Origin of the sequence: Nocardia noduli, from assembly GCF_019038455.1 — a bacterium.
In the GTDB taxonomy this organism is placed as follows: Bacteria; Actinomycetota; Actinomycetes; order Mycobacteriales; family Mycobacteriaceae; genus Nocardia; species Nocardia noduli.
Genome location: NZ_JAFMPL010000077.1, coordinates 1 through 15,602 on the forward strand (window position 1 = coordinate 1; position 15,602 = coordinate 15,602).

Consider the following 15,602-nt stretch of genomic DNA (forward strand, 5'->3'; position numbering starts at 1 on the left):
GCTCACCACCGCCCCCACCGATACCCGCATGCTGATCCTGGAATTCGGTGCCGGATTCAACACCCCAGGAGTCATTCGACGGCCCGGCGAACACCTCACCCGCCGCTTGCCTCACTCACGGCTGGTGCGCATCAACCCCACCCATCCCGCAACTCCATCCGACCTTGCCGAGCGTGCCCTGTCGATCCCTGTCGGCGCCGAAGACCTGCTCGAAGCGCTCACGCCACTATCCACCGCCACGGCGCCGAGATAGCACCTGATCCAAAGAAAGGTAGGCAACAACCCGCGTTCCGCAGAATTAGGGGGTTCTGGAGGGAAGCGTGGGTATGAATCCGCAGGTCGCGGGGTCTGGTGCGGGAGCTGCGGGCAGAATCCGCCTAGAGACGCGATTTTCTGATTTCATTGTTCTGGTCTGCTGGTTTGTCGTATCGTCTGGAGTCGTGTACGTGAAGACGACCAAGCGGGACAACAAGTCCGGCGTGGTCAGGTATCTGCATCTGGCGCACAACGAGTGGGATCCGGTGAAGGGCAGGGCGGTGCCGAAGGTGCTGTTCACTTTCGGCCGGGAAGACGATCTCGATCGGGACGCGGTGAAACGCCTGGTGGCGTCGTTGTCACGGCTGTTGGATCCTGCCGACGCGCTGGCGGCGAGCGCGGCTGGTCAGGGGCTGGCGTTCTGCTCCTCCAGGCCGTTCGGTGGCGCGTATGCCCTCGATCATCTATGGCGGTGGCTGGGCATAGATGCCATCGTCGCTGGGCTGGGGCAGCCGAAACGCGGGCGGCACCGCGATGTACCGGGCATCGAGCGGGTGTTGTTCGGCCTGGTCGCCAACCGGGCTCTGGCTCCGTCGTCGAAACTGGCTGCCGCGGAATGGATCTGTCACGACGTGCATATCGATCGGCTGCCCGAGACCAGCGACGACGCCTGTTACCGGGCGATGGACTGGCTGCACCAGGTGAAAGACGAACTCGAACGTCAGGTGTTCGATCGGGTTGCGACCCTGCTCAACCTGGAGGTGGATCTGTTGTTCTTCGACACCACCTCAACATATTTCGAGGTCGAAGACGCTGACGAGCCGATCGCCCGCGACGAGAAGGGCTGCCCGGATCCCGGTGCCGCCGCGCCGGAGAACACGGTGGGGTTCCGGACTTGGGGCAAGTCGAAGGATTCACGAGACGACCTGCCCCAGATCGTGATCGGGATGGCCGTGACCCGTGACGGGATCCCGGTGCGCTGCTGGTGCTGGCCGGGCAACGCCAGCGATCAGACGTTGATCCGGCAGGTGAAAGACGATATGCGGGACTGGACCCTATCGAAGATCATCTGGGTCACCGACCGCGGCTTTTCCTCCGCCGAGAACCGCCGTTACCTGCGTCGAGGTGACCACCACTACATCATCGGGGAGAAACTGCGCTCCGGGTCGGCTCAAGTCAAGGCCGCGATGTCGCGGCAGGGCCGCTACCTCGACATCGCCGAGAACATGCGGGTCAAGGAGGTGCGGGTCAGCGAGACGGAACGGTTCGTGATCTGTTTCAACCCCGAAGCCGCCGATCGCGACGCCGCGACCCGCGAACACCTGGTCACCGCGTTGCAGGAGATGATCGACGGGTCGGATGCGCTCAGCGAGTTCAAGCGCGGGGAGTTGCGTGGCAAGATCGCCGGCAAGCCGGGTTTGAACCGGTTCCTGCGCGTCACCGCCGGTGGGAAACTGCGCGTCGATGCGGCGAAGATCAAGGCCGAAGCCAATTTCGACGGCAAGTACCTGCTGCGCTCCAGTGATCCGGACCTGTCCAGCGAGGAGATCGCCGTCGGCTACAAGCAGCTTCTCGAAGTGGAACGAGGCTGGCGGGACATGAAATCCGTCCTCGACCTGCGACCGGTCTACCACCGGCTCGAAGAACGCATCCGTGCCCATGTCATCTTGTGCTGGCTGGCGTTGCTGCTGGTCCGCATCGCCGAAACCCGCACCGGCACCACCTGGCCGGTCATCCGCCGCGACCTGGACCGCCTCCACATCGGCACCTTCACCGGCCCTGCTGGCACCTTCCGCCGCCTCACCGACTCGACCAAGTCGCAACGCGACCTGCTCACCCGCCTCGGCGCCCCCGCACCCAAGCAGATCGTCGAACTCACCCCAACACCCTGACCAGCACGAATACCCCGCGCCTAGAGAAACGCTCTTCAGGCGCGCATCTCCATGTCACCGCAGCTCAGGCCATAAACCGTTGCCCCAGACGCCCCGAATTCTGCGGAACCCCGGAACAATGAGCGCCCCGATTGTTCGCGATCCCGCGACCCGAATGCCGGTTCTGTACGTCAGCCACGGCGCCCCGCCGCTGGCCGATGACCCGATCTGGCCCGGTCAGCTCGCCGTATGGTCTGCAGAACTGCCCAGGCCCACAGCGATTGTCATCGTCTCCGCTCATTGGGAAGACGCCCCGGTCACCCTCGGCGCGACCGTCACCGTGCCGCTGATCTACGACTTCTACGGATTTCCGCAGCGCTACTACCAGGTCAGATATCCCGCGCCCGGTGCGCCGGAGGTGGCCGCTTCCGTGCGAGGCTTGCTGGCCGGTCCCGGAAGCGCTGTCCATGACGCGCCCGACCGCGGCCTGGATCACGGAGCTTACGTTCCGCTGGTCGAGATGTATCCCGATGCAGACATCCCGGTCCTGCAGGTCTCGATGCCCACCCTCGATCCGGCCCGCCTCTACGAACTGGGCCGCAAACTGGCACCGCTGCGCGAGCAGGGGGTGCTGATCATCGGCAGCGGATTCTTCACCCACAATCTGCGCGAGCTCGACCCCGGCGCGGGCGTCGACCAGGCGCCGGGGTGGTCGAAAGAGTTCGACGCGTGAGGTCGCGAAACCCTCGCCGCGGGAAACGTCGACGCGCTCTTGGACTTTCAGCACACCGCCCCCGCCGCCCGTCGAGCCCACCCCCGCAGCGAGCATTTCGCACCACTGTTCGTCACCCTGGGCGCGAGCGAGGCCGACCTGGGTACGCAACGCACCGTGATCGACGGGTTCTGGTCCGGCCTGGCCAAGCGTTCCATCCAGGTAGGTTGACACCATGAGCGATCCGGGAAACAACAAAGCCACCGCCGAGGCGTTCTACGACCTGATGTTCAATCAGTGTCGGCCAGCAGAGGCCATCGACCGCTACGTCGGCGACACCTACATTCAGCACAACCCCCACGTTGCTGACGGCAAACAGGCGTTCATCGACTACTTCGAACGGATGGCAGCCGAATACCCCGGCAAGCACGTCGAGTTCAAACGCGCCTTCGCCGACGGCGACCACGTCATTCTGCACTGCCACCAAACCTGGCCCGACGAGGAATACGCCGGCATCGACATCTTCCGCTTCGATAGCAATGGCAGGATCGTCGAGCATTGGGACGTCCTCCAGGTCATTCCTCCCACCTCCAACAACTCCAACACCATGTTCTGACCTCTCAGGGATCGTCGGGCATTTGGAGGTTGATCGCCCCCCGGTCAAGTTGCACTTCTATCGACCCGCGGACTGTCGGCGCGTTGGTGGCGGGACATCCGGCATGGGCGAGCAACGGCTCGCCAGTTGATACCGAGTGCAGGTTGTCGATGTCACCGATCTTGCAGCCTGCCGGAGTTACGGGAAGAAATGCCGTCGATGCTCTGACACCTGTCGGCTGTGGCTCGACTACGGGTCCAGCCACAGCGTTTCGCAGGGCATTCGTCGGTGGGGGAGGACCTCATCGCTGATCTCGCTGGCGGTGATAGAGGGGTGAGGATGGGAAAGCCAGTTGTGCAGAAAGTTCCGCACCGCACTGCGACAGCCGCGGAGTTCGACGACCAGGTTATCCGTGATCACGCGTAGGTGAGCATCGGGTTCGGCGGGGCGGGGAGATCGAGCCAGTGACATCAGAACCTTCCCCGGCCTTCGGGGGTAAGAACAACGACGTTGCGCAACGAGAGCAGGTCGCCAGCGATGATGTCGATACGGCGGCCACGCCCAGTGGACGGAGATGACAACGATCTGGCCGGAGACCGGGACGAATACTGCGAGGAGGTGGCATCCGCCAGATCCGGACCGCCGCCATCCACCGCTGTTGGCAGCGACTTCTGTCCGATTCTCGGTGTGAGTGATCTGCGCGCTGCTTCTGTCGTCATGCGTCGCCCTTGTAGGAGTGGTGATGAGCATGTTCGGCCGCGAAGAGCGAATGGCCGCGTGGCGTCGCCGATTCTCGACACGACCAGTCCGCCGCCTTCTGCTCGTACAGATCCTGCAATCGCGGCTCGGTGCTCATTGCGTTCTCCTTCTGTCGACCTGCTCGATGCGAGTGCCGCCGTGTGGGCGGACTGCGCCGGGCCGTCCATGCGCCGGTAGAGAGATTCCGAGGACCGGGCCTGCCCCCCGAACAGTTCGCAGCCATGAAGAAGTGCATCGGGGTCGATCACCACATACTCTCCGTGGCGCTGGTGGTACTGGGTCATAGGTTCGCGAACGCCGAATTTCCTCGAATCGAGGCGTAGGCGGTCCCGGGACCTCACCGGTTCGGATCCCGCGCGGCGAAGGTGGCATTGACCAGCTTCGTGGACGCGCGGCGCAGATCGTCGCGAGTGCTGAAGTGCCGCCAAACAGGCCTCGGGCAGGAATGGCGATGCCGCGCCGCAAAGCTGTCGATGGACTTGCGATAAAGGAGGCCCGGCGTCGCGCCGTCCTGTCCGGGCCGGTGCCAGCGGCTCATGCCGTTAGCGGGAAATCTGTCCGGCCGCGTAGCTCGTCGAGCGAGATGCCGTAGGTCGACCGCACCCGCACCCCATCGGGCCCCACCTCGAAAACCCCGTAGTCGCTGTAGATTCGGCCGACGCAGCGACGCCCGGTCAATGGGTAGGTGCACTCGTTCACCAGCTTTGATCCGCCGTCGGGGCTGAACAGAGACATCATGACGAAGACTTGCTTGGCTCCGATTGCCAGATCCATCGCGCCGCCGACAGCCGGGATGGAGTCTGGGGCACCGGTATGCCAGTTGGCGAGGTCGCCGGTACGCGAGACCTGGAATGCGCCGAGCACACACACGTCCAGGTGGCCACCGCGCATCATTGCGAAGGAGTCGGCGTGGTGGAAGTAGGAAGCGCCCGGTGTCTCGATGACGGGGACCTTGCCAGCGTTGATCAGGTCGGGGTCGATCTCGTCGCCGACGGCGGCGCGGCCCATGCCGAGCATGCCGTTTTCGGTGTGCAGGATGACACCCTGCTCGGGCGTGAGATGGTCGGCCACCATTGTGGGTTGGCCGATGCCGAGATTGACGAACGCTCCGTGCGGGATGTCGGCGGCGATCAGCGCGGCGAGCTCGTGCTTGTCGAGCGGTCCGCGGTCGGCGTGTTCGATGCTCGTTGTGAGGCTCATCCTGCAGCTCCTTCCTCGGCCAGCGCGGCCAGGCGCACGACCCGGTCCACGAAGATGGCAGGGGTGACGATGTTTTCCGGGTCGAGTGCGCTGGTTTCGACGACCTCGACGACCTGGACGATGGTGGTACTCGAGGCGGTAGCCATTACCGGGCCGAAGTTGCGAGCGGTCTTGCGGTACACGAGATTTCCCATGCGGTCGGCGCGGTGTGCCTTGATCAACGCGAAGTCACCGCAGATGGGGTACTCGAGCACATAGTCGCGGCCGTCGATGGTGCGGTGCTCCTTACCCTCGGCCAAGGTGGTGCCGACACCGGTGGGTGTGAAGAACGCGCCGATGCCCGCTCCCGCGGCGCGGAGCCGCTCGGCGAGATTGCCCTGGGGCACCACCTCGAGCTCGATCCGGCCGGAGTGGTAAAGCTCGTCGAAGACCCATGAATCGCGCTGGCGCGGAAACGAACAGACGATCTTGCGCACATTGCCGGTGGCCAGCAATGCCGCCAGCCCGTGGTCGCCGTTGCCCGCGTTGTTATTGACCACGGTGAGGTCTTTCGCGCCGTGTCGGCGCAGGGCGTCGATGAGCTCCATCGGCTGCCCGGCGGTGCCGAACCCGCCGATCAGCACCGTCGCGCCGTCAGGGATGTCGGCGACGGCGGCGTCCGCGTCGGTCAAGTGGGTGATGGTCACGCGGTCTCCTCGTTCTCCAGTACGACGGCTAGGCCTTGGCCGACGCCGATACAGATGGCGGCCACACCCCAGCGGTGGCCCTCGGCGCGCATCGCGGCGGCGAGGGTGCCAAGGACGCGGCCGCCGGATGCGCCGAGCGGGTGGCCGAGGGCGATAGCGCCGCCCTTGGTGTTGACGATCTCCGGGTCGATCTTCCAGGCGTCGACGCAGATCAGCGACTGCACTGAGAATGCCTCGTTGAGCTCGACCGCGCCGACATCGGACCAGCTGATGCCAACCCGCGCGAGAGCCATCTCGGCGGCTTCGACCGGCGCATACCCGAATCGGTGCGGTTCGACGGCGTGGGTGCCGCGTCCGGCAACGCGAGCCAGTGGGTTCCGGCCGATCCGGTCGGCTGCGGCCGCTGACCCGAGTAGTACCGCTGAGGCGCCGTCGCTCAGTGGCGAGGCGTTGCCCGCAGTGATGGTGCCGTCCTTGCGGAACGAAGGCTTCAGCTGGGCTAGGGTGTGCGCGGTCGAATCGGGTCGGATGCTCTCGTCCCTGGTCAAGTCGGTACTCGGGACGGCGACGACGAGATCGTCGTAGAAGCCGGCTTCCCACGCTGCGTGGGCGAGCTGGTGGGAGCGGGCAGCGAACTCGTCCTGGCGCTCGCGGGAGACACCGTGGATATCCCGCAGCTCTTCGTTGCACTCACCGAGCGAGGCTGTCCACTCCGTGGGCATCGCTGGATTGACCAGCCGCCAACCCAAGGTGGTGGAGACCAGCTCAGCGTTGGCTGCCGGGTAGGCGCGCGAGGGCTTGGGCAGTACCCACGGGGCGCGGGTCATCGACTCGACACCGCCGGTGAGGACGATGTCGGCATCACCGGTCTCGATGATGCGCGAGCCGATCATTGCAGCGTCCAGGGACGAACCGCACAGCCGGTTGACCGTGGTGCCGGGCACCGAGACAGGCAGGCCTGCCAGCAGGGCGGCCATGCGGGCGACGTTGCGGTTCTCCTCGCCCGCGCCGTTCGCGTTGCCGAGAACGACCTCATCGATCGTCTCCGGGTCGAGGCCGGTACGGTCGACGATCGCGCGCAACGTCGCGGCGGCGAGGTCATCGGGACGGGTCTCGGCGAACGCGCCGCCGAACCGCGCGAACGGTGTGCGCACCGCGTCGTACACATAGGACTGCGGAGTACCGGTCATCAAGCATTCCTTCCATCGGGTTCACCGGTCAGCGTCTGCTGCGCGATGCGGAAGGCAGTGTTCGCATCCGGCACGCCGCAGTAGATCGCGCACTGCAGGAGAACTTCTTTGATCTCGTCGTCGGTGAGGCCGTTGGTGCGGGCCGCACGCAGGTGCATCTCCAGTTCCTCATGGTGGCCGCGAGCGATGAGCGCAGTGAGTACGATCATCGACCGGCTCCGACGGTCCAGACCTGGCCTGGTCCAGATGCCGCCCCACGCGTAGTCGGTGATGAATTCCTGGAATTCACGGGTCAGGTCGGTCGTGGCAGCGGTAGCACGGTCGACGTGTGCGTAACCGAGGACGGCGCGGCGCACGGCCATGCCCGCCGCTCGCCGCTCGGCCACCGTGAACCTCTGCGGCTCGGCGTCTTTCGCAGTACCTGGCCCGTTGGCCGGGCGTGCTCGCGCCGTCACGTGACGGGGTTCGGCAATGAAGTCAGCCTCCGGATCGGAAGCAAAACCGACCGCCTGGCGAATGGCGCGGGCGGTGTCGACGGGGGCTTCTGCGGGTGCAAGATGCCCGACCCGCTCGAGGACCACCAGGCGACCGTCGCTTACGCCGTGCGCCATCTCAGCCATAGCGGCGACCGTGGTGGCGAGATCGTAAGCACCGGCGAGCGCGAGGATCGGAGTGTCGATCCGGGCGAGGTCGGCACGCACGTCGAAGATCGCCAGCGCATCGCAGACCGCGGCGTATCCGGCCGCGTCGGCATCGGCGAGCGAATGCAGCAACGCAGCAGCGACGGCGGGGTGCTCGTCGACGAAACCGGGGGCGAACCAGCGTTGGGCCGAGTCGTCGGCCATCACCGAGGTTCCTGCGGAGCGGACCAGCGTGGCCCGGTCCCGCCACATCGCCTCGTCGCCGATGCGGGCCGCGGTGCAGGCAAGGATGGCGGTGACGATCCGGCCTGGGTGATCGAGGAGCAGCTGCAGGCCCACCGCACCACCGACCGAGTCGCCCGCGTAGTGGAAGCCGCCGCTGGGTTCGCCTCGCTCGGCGAGCACTCTATCGACGAACGCCTGCACGCCGTCGGCGAGTTCGGCCATGGTGAATCCGCCGGTCACCTCGGCGTGGTTGCTCCCGTGACCGGGTAGGTCCCACCCCACGACATGGAAGTGGTCGCCCAGCAGTTCAGCCGTGGCCGACCAGAGGGCGACGGCCGAGGTACCCAGTGACGGGCCGCAGACCAGCAGCGGCAGGGCGGCGGAACCACTCAGCTGTACGCCGGTGACGGTCGGGATCGTCATCATGCTCCTTCGGAACGGGTGCGGGCGCCATCTCGGGCACGGCCGAGAATCTCGTCGATCAGCGCGTCAGTACTGCCGAGGTAGTTGCTCGGGTCGAAGTCCGGTTCGGAGGAACTGTCGACCAGACCGGCGAGACTGCGCTGTTCGGCGAGCAGGCCGGAGGCGGCGGACAGCACGAGCCGGACCATGCGGCCGGTGTCGACATGCAGCCCTTCCAGCAGTTCTGCCGTTTGGTCGGCGGCGGTGAGCGCGTTACGGGCGAGCTGCACCAGCGGCATCCACTCGGTGTGCCACGCACCGTCGGGGCGCTCATCGACGGCCGATCCGGCGGCGAGGTGCAGCTGGGCGGCGAGGCCGGGTGCGGTCAGGGCGGCACGGCGGATCAGCACGGACAGGATCGGGTTGGCCTTCTGTGGCATCGTCGAAGATCCACCGCGCCCGTTCCCTGGTGGTTCGGCGAGTTCGGCGATCTCGGGGCGTGCGCGCACCAGCACGTCGGCCGCGACGTGACCCCAGGCATCGAGCGCTCGGGTCAGGGCATCAGCAAAGCGGGTGAGCGGCGCGCGGACGGTGTGCCACGGCGGCGCCCAGGGTAGGTCGAGCCGGGCGGCCGTGGCGCGCGCCAGTGCGATCGCGTCACCCCGGCCCTCGGCGAGCCGCACAAGTTCGGTCGGCGCGGCGAGAGTTCCCGCCGCGCCGCCGATCTGGACCGGCAGCCGGTCGCGCGCATCGCGCAGATCGTCGCGGGCCTCAAGCACCCCGTACAGCCACTGGGCCGCCATGAGCCCGAAGGTGACCGGGACGGCGTGCTGGGTGAGTGTACGGCCGGCCATCGGGTCGGCGCGGTGCCGGTCGGCGAGGCCGGCCAACGCGTCGACCTGTCTGTCGATTCGCGCGAGCACAGCGTCGGCGCTCCCACGAAGGCCGAGCACGAGCGCGGTGTCGAGCACGTCCTGACTGGTCAGGCCGCGGTGAAGCCAACGTGCGGCGTCGGGGTTGGTGTCGGAGAGCCGCTCCCGTAGCAGATTCACCAGCGGGATCACCGGATTGCCGCCCGCCTCAGCCGCCGCGGCCAGCGCGTCGGGGTCGATGGCACCGACCAGCCCTGCCAGGTCGATCGCCGCCTCCGTCGGGACGATTCCCGCCTCCGCGAGAGCTGCCAGCCAAGCCGTTTCGACCTCGATCATTGCTCGGACCACGGCTATGTCGGAGAGATGGTCTCCCGCTCGATCGTCGCCCGGCCACAGCAGCGCGGGCATCAGCGTGCTCCGTATTCGATGAAGACCGTCTCGCCGGGGCCCTGCAGCCTGATGTCGAAAACGAAGCCGTGATCGTCGGGCCGGGCGATCAGCGTGGCTCGCCGGTCTTCGGCCACGGTGGACAGGAGGGGGTCGGCGGCGGCCGCGTCCTTTGCGAGTGGCAGGTAGGCCCGGGTGAACAGGCGATGCAGCAGTCCACGCGCGAACACCGTGATCGCGAAGAACGCCGCGCGACCTGACTCGGTCGGACCGGGACGAAGCGTCGTGAAACTGTAGTGCCCGGTGTCATCGACCGGTGCTCGACCGAAACCGGTGAAGGTCCAGCCGTCTCGGGCCCGCGACCCCTCGACCTGGGCAACCGCGCCGGTCTCGTCGGCCTGCCACAGTTCGATGAGCGCATCGGGGACCACCTGCCCGGCGCCGTCGAACACGGTGCCGTGCAACCGGATCGCATCCGGATGGCCGACCGGGACCAGTTCGGGTCCGCCGTCGAAGGGCAGCGCGTAACCGAAGAACGGGCCGACGGTCTGGCCCGGCGTGGGTGCAAGGGTGCTCATACGGCGTCCTCGGTCGGGGTGCGGTGGCTGCCGGTGAGCACGATGTCCCAGCGGTACCCGGTGGCCCATTCGTGGCGGGTCACGTCGTGGTCATAGGTCGCGACGAGCCGGGCGCGAGCAGCCGGATCCATGATCGATTGGAAGATCGGGTCGAGGGCGAACAGCGGGTCGCCGGGAAAATACATCTGTGTGATCAGGCGCTGGGTGAAATCGGTGCCGAACAGCGAGAAGTGGATGTGCGCGGGCCGCCAGGCGTTGTGATGGTTCTTCCACGGGTAGGGGCCGGGCTTTATGGTGGTGAAGGTGTAGTTGCCGTGGTCGTCGGTGAGGGTGCGGCCGACGCCGGTGAAATTCGGGTCCAGCGGTGCCGGATGCTGATCGCGTTTGTGGATGTAGCGCCCGGTGGCGTTGGCCTGCCAGATCTCCACTAGCTGATTGCGCACCGGACGACCGTCACCGTCGAGCACCCGCCCGGTCACCACGATCCGCTCACCGAGCGGCTCACCGCCGTCCTGGATGGTCAGATCCGACTCCAGTCGTGCGACATCGCGGTGACCGAACACCGGCGCGAACAGCTCGACGGTTTCCGGATCGGCGTGGTGCGGATCCTTCGTCGGGTGCCGCAGCAGGCTGCTGCGGTAAGGCGAGTAGTCCAGTCGCGGCTGGGTTTCGATGGCCCCGGTGTAGTTCGCGCTGATCGCGGCCATCTCGGCGCTGATCTCGGCTTGGCTCGCCGACGCCGAATCCGGGCCGGTCAGCGGCGCGGAGGGCGGCTGCTTGGTCTGGGTCACGGCCGAACCATATGTCCGGACCGCGGCTCTTGACTTGCGTCTGGTTCCGCTGGGCGGAAGGCTGTTCCCATGGCAGGCAACTCCACCGGGCAGGGTCTCTCGGTGACGAGCCGCGCGCTGGCGCTGCTGGCCGCCTTCGACCAGCGCCATCGGCGTCTCACACTCACCGAGCTCGCTGCGCGCGCCGCGATGCCGTTGCCGACCGCACACCGGTTGGTCGGGGAGCTGATCGCGTGGGGTGCGTTGAGCCGGACCGAGTCCGGGAACTACGTGATCGGGCGCAGGTTGTGGGATGTCGGGTTGCTTGCCCCGGTGCAATCAGGACTGCGTCAGATCGCCTCGCCGTACCTGCACGATCTCTACGGTGCGACGCTGGCGACGGTGCACCTGGCGGTGCGTGACGGTGTGCGGGTGCTCTACATCGATCGGCTGTCCGGCCATGCCTCGGTGCCGGTGGTCAGCACCATCGGCTCACGGCTACCCCTGCACGCCACGGCGGTCGGCAAGGTGCTGTTGACGCACGCCCCCGCGGAAATCCAGTCGGCGGTGTCCGGTGATCTGTCCAGGATCACCCGGTACACGATCACTCAGCCCGGCGCGCTGAGCCGCCAGCTCGAACGGGTCCGCGAGGAGGACTACGCGACCACGGTCGAGGAAATGAGCCTCGGCGCCTGCTCGGTCGCGGTGCCGATTCGTGCGGGCGGCGAGGTGGTAGCCGCCCTGGGTGTTGTCGTGTCAAGCCTCGAGCGGGACCAGGCGCGGCTGGTCAGCGCGTTGCAGGTGGCCGCGCGAGGTATAGGGCGCAGCGTCCCGGGGCCACTCACCGATTGACTTCGATTCCGCTGAGCGGAAGTCGAGCGTCACCGCCGTCTCGGTCGACGACTTGACCACCGATTCCCCGGTCCTGCAGTTCGCCGACGTCGACGGGACCGCCCATGAGATCCGCGCCGACTTCCTGGTCGGCGCGGACGGCTCCCGCAGCCTGTGCCGCCATCAGGTGCCCGCCGACCGGCGCAGCCAGTACTTCCGCGAGCACCCCTTCGCCTGGTTCGGCATCCTCGCCGAAACGCCGCCGAGCGCGCCAGACCTGACCTACAACCACTCCCCGCGCGGCTTCGCCCTGATCAGCCAGCGCACGGACACCCTGCAGCGCATGTACTTCCAGTGCGACCCATCGGAGAACGTCGGCGATTGGCCGCACGACCGGATCCGGGAGGAGTTGCAGGCCCGCGTCTGCGCCAACGGCCACGAACTCGTCGAGGGCACGATCTACCGCGAAATCCGTGCTGCCGTTCCGCAGCTTCGTGCAGCAGCCGTTGCACCACGGCAGGCTGGTGCTGGCAGGTGACGCTGCGCACGCCCGGCCCACCGACCGGCGAAGGGCCTCAACCTGGCCCTCGCCGACGTGCAGGTGCTTGCCGAGGAACTCGAACGCGCGCTCGCGGCAAACGCCATTGCGCCCCTAGCGACCTACAGTGAGTGGGCGCTCAGCCGTGTGTGGAAGGCCCAGCACTTCTCCTACCGGATGACCACGATGCTGCACACCTTGCCCGATGCCACCCCGTTCGACGTGCGCGGGCAGGAAGGGAACTCGCCGCGGTGACCAGCTCGACCGCCGGGTCCACGTTCCTCGCCGAGGCCTACACCGTGACTCACCATTGCCCGCGGCACCGATCCGGCGGCTGCGGCCATGTGTGGCGCCAAGACGCCTCCCTGGCGGCTGAGCCGCGGGCCATCTTGTCGCGCCGCGGCTGCGGTGGGCGCTAATAGAGATCGTGGTCGGCCTGTATACGGCCAAGACCGGGGTCATGTGGCGGGATCTGCGTGAAGGGTGCGGCTCGTGGAAAACGGTCTACAACCGGTCCCTGCGGTGGTTGCGTTACGGCACGCTGGGCGGGCATGAGGCGGAGGTCCGCCGCGATCCTCGCGAGTGAACTGTGGCATCTCGACCGGCACTCTCGGGCTCGTGACTCGTTCCAGGCGGTGGTGCGAATCGAGGCCCGCAAGCCGCGACTTCTGATAGCTGATAGCAATGAATCTACCTCTCCAGCTGAGTGCTGGCCGATGGATTCGATTCTTGTTTGCTACGCCTTCTTTGGCAGATCGAGTGCCCACCTATTTGCCAGTCGTACACGGGGCACGTATCTGATGAGTTGAAGGCCATTTTTTGCTCAGAACCAGAGTTGCTGCTGTATGAAAATCTTCCCAACAACTTTCCGTATGATGGAATGAGCGTTGCATCTCTTCCCTGTTGATCTGAAAGCTAGGTCACAGTCCATAGCGAAGAGAGACAGAGCCTTGACTTCATCAATGACCGCGCCGAGCGAGTACCTCGTCGGTACCGATATCGGCGGTACGTTCACCGATCTCGTCCTGCTGGAGCCGGGGCATCGCCCGCGCTTGTTCAAGTCGCCCACCACTCCGCACGATCGTTCGCAGGGCATCATCAACGCCCTCGAGCTGGCCGCGGATTCCGTGGGAAAGCCCTTGGACCAATTCGCCGCGCAGATCCGCTACTTCGCGCACGGCACGACAGCGGCGACGAACGCTCTCATCGAGCGCAAGGGGACTCGCACCGGCTTGCTTACCACGGCCGGATTCGCGGACACGATGCTGATCCAGCGCAGCATGACCTCCTGGGTCGGTATGGGCGCGGCGACTGGTCACTACAGCCGACGTCGCAATCCCGACCCCATCGTCGCCCGCGAGGACATCATCGAATTGCCCGAGCGTGTCGACGCTTCGGGAGCGGTATTGCTGCGGTTGAACGACGCTGAGGTCCGCTCGGCGCTGCGCCGACTCCGCGACAGCGGCGTAGAGGCGCTCGCGGCCTCGTTCCTCTGGTCCTTCCTCGATCCGACCCACGAGTTGCGAATTCTCGAGATCGTCGAGCAGGAGTGGCCCGAGGTCTACCTCACGCTCTCGCACGAGGCCGCGCCGGTCATCGGCGAGTACGAGCGCACCGCGACGACGGTCATCAACTCGTACCTCGGCCCGGTTATCCGTGACTATATGGAGAATCTGGAAAGTCGTCTGCATCAGGCAGGCTTCCAGGGCGAACTGTCGGTCATGGATTCCGGTGGCGGGGTGATGCGGGCCTCGGATGCGGCGCGCCGTTCTGCATCACTGCTCACCTCCGGTCCGGCCGGCGGCGTCCTGGCCACGGCCAAACTGGCCAAAGCGCTCGGCTACGCCAACGCGATCACCAGCGACATGGGGGGCACCAGCTTCGACGTCGGGCTCATCCTGGACGGCGAGCCGCTCGTCGAGCGGCAGAGCGAGGTCGGCAACTACCACCTGTCCATCCCACGGATCAAGGTCACCGCGATCGGTGCCGGAGGTGGCTCGATCGCCTGGGTCGACGAGGTCGGTGCGCTCGTCGTAGGCCCGGAGAGCGCAGGTTCGGTCCCCGGTCCGGCGTGCTACGGCCGCGGTGGTGCGCGCCCCACCGTCACCGACGCCGATGTCGTGCTCGGCATCATCGACCCCGGCTATTTCCTCGGCGGCCGTATGAAGCTCGACCGGGCACTGGCCGAAGAAGCGATTCGCGTCCACATCGCCGAACCTCTCGGCATGAGCGTGGAGGACGCGGCACTGGGTATCCGCACCGTGGCCGACAACCAGATGGCCGACCTGCTGCGTAAGGTGACCGTCGAGCAAGGCCGCGATCCGAGAGACTTCGCCGTGTTCGCCTACGGTGGGGCGGGACCCACCCACGCCTGCTCTTACACCCAGGCCGCGGGCATCAACATTCTGGTGGTGCCGCCGACCTCCACCGTGCATTCGGCCTACGGAACCGTCACCGCCGACCGGTTCCGTGCGCTGCAGGCCACCGACCTGCAGCGCACCGCGCCCGGTGCGCCGGACGCGGCTACCGAGTTCGACCTCGACCGGCTGAACATCAGCCTCGACGATCTCACGGCCCGGGTACTCACGGACCTCGATGACAGCCCGGATGCGCGATTTGTGCGCTCGGTGCATCTGAAGTTCCGTCGCCAGACTCACGAACTGCCGGTCGTATTGCCGCAGGGCCGGGTCAGCGTCGATGTCATGCGTTCGGTCATCGAGGAGTTCTTTCAAACCTACGAACGCATCTACGGCACGGGCACCGCCCTGCGTAGCGCCGGCCTCGAGTTGAACACTCTGCGGGTCGAGGGCCGCGTCTCGATCGAAGCACTGACCCCCGCTGCGCCGGTCGCCACCGGTGACCTCGACGCGGCCCGCATCGGCGCCCGCGAGGTCGTCTTCGCCGAGGTCGGCCGGGTGGAGGTCCCAGTGTTCCGCGGTGAACAGGTCGGTCCGGGCGCCGAATTGATCGGGCCTGCCGTTCTCGAGTTCGAGGGCACCACGATCGTAATCGGCCCGGGTCAAGAACTCGCCGTCGACGGCGACGTCAACATCATCATCAACTGCAAGGGAAACTGATGGCCACCGTCTC

At 66.5% G+C, this 15,602-nt stretch carries 18 protein-coding genes and 1 pseudogene; 10 read left to right on the top strand and 9 right to left on the bottom strand.

Annotated features, from left to right (window positions below):
• The 4 genes and pseudogenes from JZ792_RS29530 to JZ792_RS29545 form a co-directional block, all read left to right on the top strand.
• Positions 1-253, top strand: a 253-nt coding sequence (locus tag JZ792_RS29530) for a hypothetical protein (protein WP_216915593.1), incomplete at its 5' end; no start/stop codon positions are given.
• Positions 254-440: 187 nt separating this feature from the next.
• On the top strand, positions 441-2,147 hold the full coding sequence (locus JZ792_RS29535; protein WP_308165503.1) for an IS1634 family transposase: 1,707 nt from the start codon (positions 441-443) through the stop codon (positions 2,145-2,147).
• A gap of 154 nt (positions 2,148-2,301) precedes the next feature.
• Positions 2,302-3,069: pseudogene (locus tag JZ792_RS29540) on the top strand (dioxygenase family protein).
• Positions 3,070-3,073: 4 nt separating this feature from the next.
• Positions 3,074-3,454 (top strand): nuclear transport factor 2 family protein, encoded by a 381-nt coding sequence (locus JZ792_RS29545; protein ID WP_216915595.1) that lies wholly within the window; start codon positions 3,074-3,076, stop codon positions 3,452-3,454.
• Positions 3,455-4,148: 694 nt separating this feature from the next.
• Here the strand turns inward: JZ792_RS29545 and JZ792_RS29550 are convergent.
• The 9 genes from JZ792_RS29550 to pcaH form a co-directional block, all read right to left on the bottom strand.
• Complete coding sequence (locus JZ792_RS29550) at positions 4,149-4,289, bottom strand: hypothetical protein (RefSeq protein WP_216915597.1); 141 nt, start codon at positions 4,287-4,289, stop codon at positions 4,149-4,151.
• 240 nt (positions 4,290-4,529) lie between these two features.
• On the bottom strand, positions 4,530-4,730 hold the full coding sequence (locus JZ792_RS29555) for a hypothetical protein (RefSeq protein ID WP_216915599.1): 201 nt from the start codon (positions 4,728-4,730) through the stop codon (positions 4,530-4,532).
• The gene (locus JZ792_RS29560; protein ID WP_216915601.1) at positions 4,727-5,392 is read right to left on the bottom strand and encodes a 3-oxoacid CoA-transferase subunit B; all 666 of its coding nucleotides are present in this window, start codon (positions 5,390-5,392) and stop codon (positions 4,727-4,729) included. The genes JZ792_RS29555 and JZ792_RS29560 overlap by 4 nt, the downstream gene beginning before the upstream one ends.
• Positions 5,389-6,078: a 3-oxoacid CoA-transferase subunit A gene (locus JZ792_RS29565; protein WP_216915603.1), complete on the bottom strand. Its 690-nt coding sequence runs from the start codon at positions 6,076-6,078 to the stop codon at positions 5,389-5,391. The genes JZ792_RS29560 and JZ792_RS29565 overlap by 4 nt, the downstream gene beginning before the upstream one ends.
• On the bottom strand, positions 6,075-7,268 hold the full coding sequence (locus JZ792_RS29570; RefSeq protein ID WP_216915605.1) for a thiolase family protein: 1,194 nt from the start codon (positions 7,266-7,268) through the stop codon (positions 6,075-6,077). Before JZ792_RS29570 ends, JZ792_RS29565 begins: the two co-directional genes overlap by 4 nt.
• Positions 7,268-8,557 carry a bifunctional 3-oxoadipate enol-lactonase/4-carboxymuconolactone decarboxylase PcaDC gene (pcaDC, locus tag JZ792_RS29575; RefSeq protein ID WP_216915607.1) on the bottom strand — a complete coding sequence of 430 codons (1,290 nt, stop codon included), beginning with the start codon at positions 8,555-8,557 and terminating at the stop codon, positions 7,268-7,270. The genes JZ792_RS29570 and pcaDC overlap by 1 nt, the downstream gene beginning before the upstream one ends.
• Positions 8,557-9,816, bottom strand: a complete 1,260-nt coding sequence (locus tag JZ792_RS29580; protein ID WP_216915609.1) for a lyase family protein — start codon at positions 9,814-9,816, stop codon at positions 8,557-8,559. Before JZ792_RS29580 ends, pcaDC begins: the two co-directional genes overlap by 1 nt.
• A complete protein-coding gene (gene pcaG, locus JZ792_RS29585) occupies positions 9,816-10,373 on the bottom strand; it encodes a protocatechuate 3,4-dioxygenase subunit alpha (protein ID WP_216915611.1) in 558 nt (185 codons plus the stop codon). The genes JZ792_RS29580 and pcaG overlap by 1 nt, the downstream gene beginning before the upstream one ends.
• Complete coding sequence (pcaH, locus tag JZ792_RS29590) at positions 10,370-11,164, bottom strand: protocatechuate 3,4-dioxygenase subunit beta (RefSeq protein ID WP_308165504.1); 795 nt, start codon at positions 11,162-11,164, stop codon at positions 10,370-10,372. The genes pcaG and pcaH overlap by 4 nt, the downstream gene beginning before the upstream one ends.
• A gap of 69 nt (positions 11,165-11,233) precedes the next feature.
• Here pcaH and JZ792_RS29595 point away from each other — a divergent pair, with 69 nt between their 5' ends.
• The 6 genes from JZ792_RS29595 (at position 11,234) to JZ792_RS29610 (ending at position 15,589) form a co-directional block, all read left to right on the top strand.
• The gene (locus JZ792_RS29595; RefSeq protein WP_216915613.1) at positions 11,234-11,995 is read left to right on the top strand and encodes an IclR family transcriptional regulator; all 762 of its coding nucleotides are present in this window, start codon (positions 11,234-11,236) and stop codon (positions 11,993-11,995) included.
• A 52-nt stretch (positions 11,996-12,047) separates the two neighbouring features.
• Positions 12,048-12,512 carry an FAD-dependent monooxygenase gene (locus JZ792_RS42295; RefSeq protein WP_254190527.1) on the top strand — a complete coding sequence of 155 codons (465 nt, stop codon included), beginning with the start codon at positions 12,048-12,050 and terminating at the stop codon, positions 12,510-12,512.
• On the top strand, positions 12,448-12,630 hold the full coding sequence (locus tag JZ792_RS42300; protein WP_308165505.1) for a hypothetical protein: 183 nt from the start codon (positions 12,448-12,450) through the stop codon (positions 12,628-12,630). Before JZ792_RS42295 ends, JZ792_RS42300 begins: the two co-directional genes overlap by 65 nt.
• Positions 12,570-12,767, top strand: a complete 198-nt coding sequence (locus tag JZ792_RS42305; protein WP_254190536.1) for a hypothetical protein — start codon at positions 12,570-12,572, stop codon at positions 12,765-12,767. Before JZ792_RS42300 ends, JZ792_RS42305 begins: the two co-directional genes overlap by 61 nt.
• 172 nt (positions 12,768-12,939) lie before the next feature.
• Positions 12,940-13,098 (top strand): transposase, encoded by a 159-nt coding sequence (locus tag JZ792_RS43560; RefSeq protein ID WP_438804405.1) that lies wholly within the window; start codon positions 12,940-12,942, stop codon positions 13,096-13,098.
• A gap of 376 nt (positions 13,099-13,474) precedes the next feature.
• Positions 13,475-15,589, top strand: coding sequence for a hydantoinase/oxoprolinase family protein (locus JZ792_RS29610; RefSeq protein WP_216915615.1), 2,115 nt, complete (start codon positions 13,475-13,477; stop codon positions 15,587-15,589).
• The last annotated feature ends 13 nt before the right edge of the window (positions 15,590-15,602 follow it).

Excerpts from the sequence above, each read along its gene's own strand:
- JZ792_RS29545 (WP_216915595.1), top strand. The coding sequence starts at position 3,074 with ATGAGCGATCCGGGAAACAACAAAGCCACCGCCGAGGCGTTCTACGAC.
- JZ792_RS29550 (WP_216915597.1), bottom strand. The coding sequence starts at position 4,289 with ATGAGCACCGAGCCGCGATTGCAGGATCTGTACGAGCAGAAGGCGGCG.
- JZ792_RS29555 (WP_216915599.1), bottom strand. The coding sequence starts at position 4,730 with ATGAGCCGCTGGCACCGGCCCGGACAGGACGGCGCGACGCCGGGCCTC.
- JZ792_RS29560 (WP_216915601.1), bottom strand. The coding sequence starts at position 5,392 with ATGAGCCTCACAACGAGCATCGAACACGCCGACCGCGGACCGCTCGAC.
- JZ792_RS29570 (WP_216915605.1), bottom strand. The coding sequence starts at position 7,268 with ATGACCGGTACTCCGCAGTCCTATGTGTACGACGCGGTGCGCACACCG.
- pcaDC (WP_216915607.1), bottom strand. The coding sequence starts at position 8,557 with ATGACGATCCCGACCGTCACCGGCGTACAGCTGAGTGGTTCCGCCGCC.
- JZ792_RS29580 (WP_216915609.1), bottom strand. The coding sequence starts at position 9,816 with ATGCCCGCGCTGCTGTGGCCGGGCGACGATCGAGCGGGAGACCATCTC.
- pcaG (WP_216915611.1), bottom strand. The coding sequence starts at position 10,373 with ATGAGCACCCTTGCACCCACGCCGGGCCAGACCGTCGGCCCGTTCTTC.
- JZ792_RS29595 (WP_216915613.1), top strand. The coding sequence starts at position 11,234 with ATGGCAGGCAACTCCACCGGGCAGGGTCTCTCGGTGACGAGCCGCGCG.
- JZ792_RS29610 (WP_216915615.1), top strand. The coding sequence starts at position 13,475 with ATGACCGCGCCGAGCGAGTACCTCGTCGGTACCGATATCGGCGGTACG.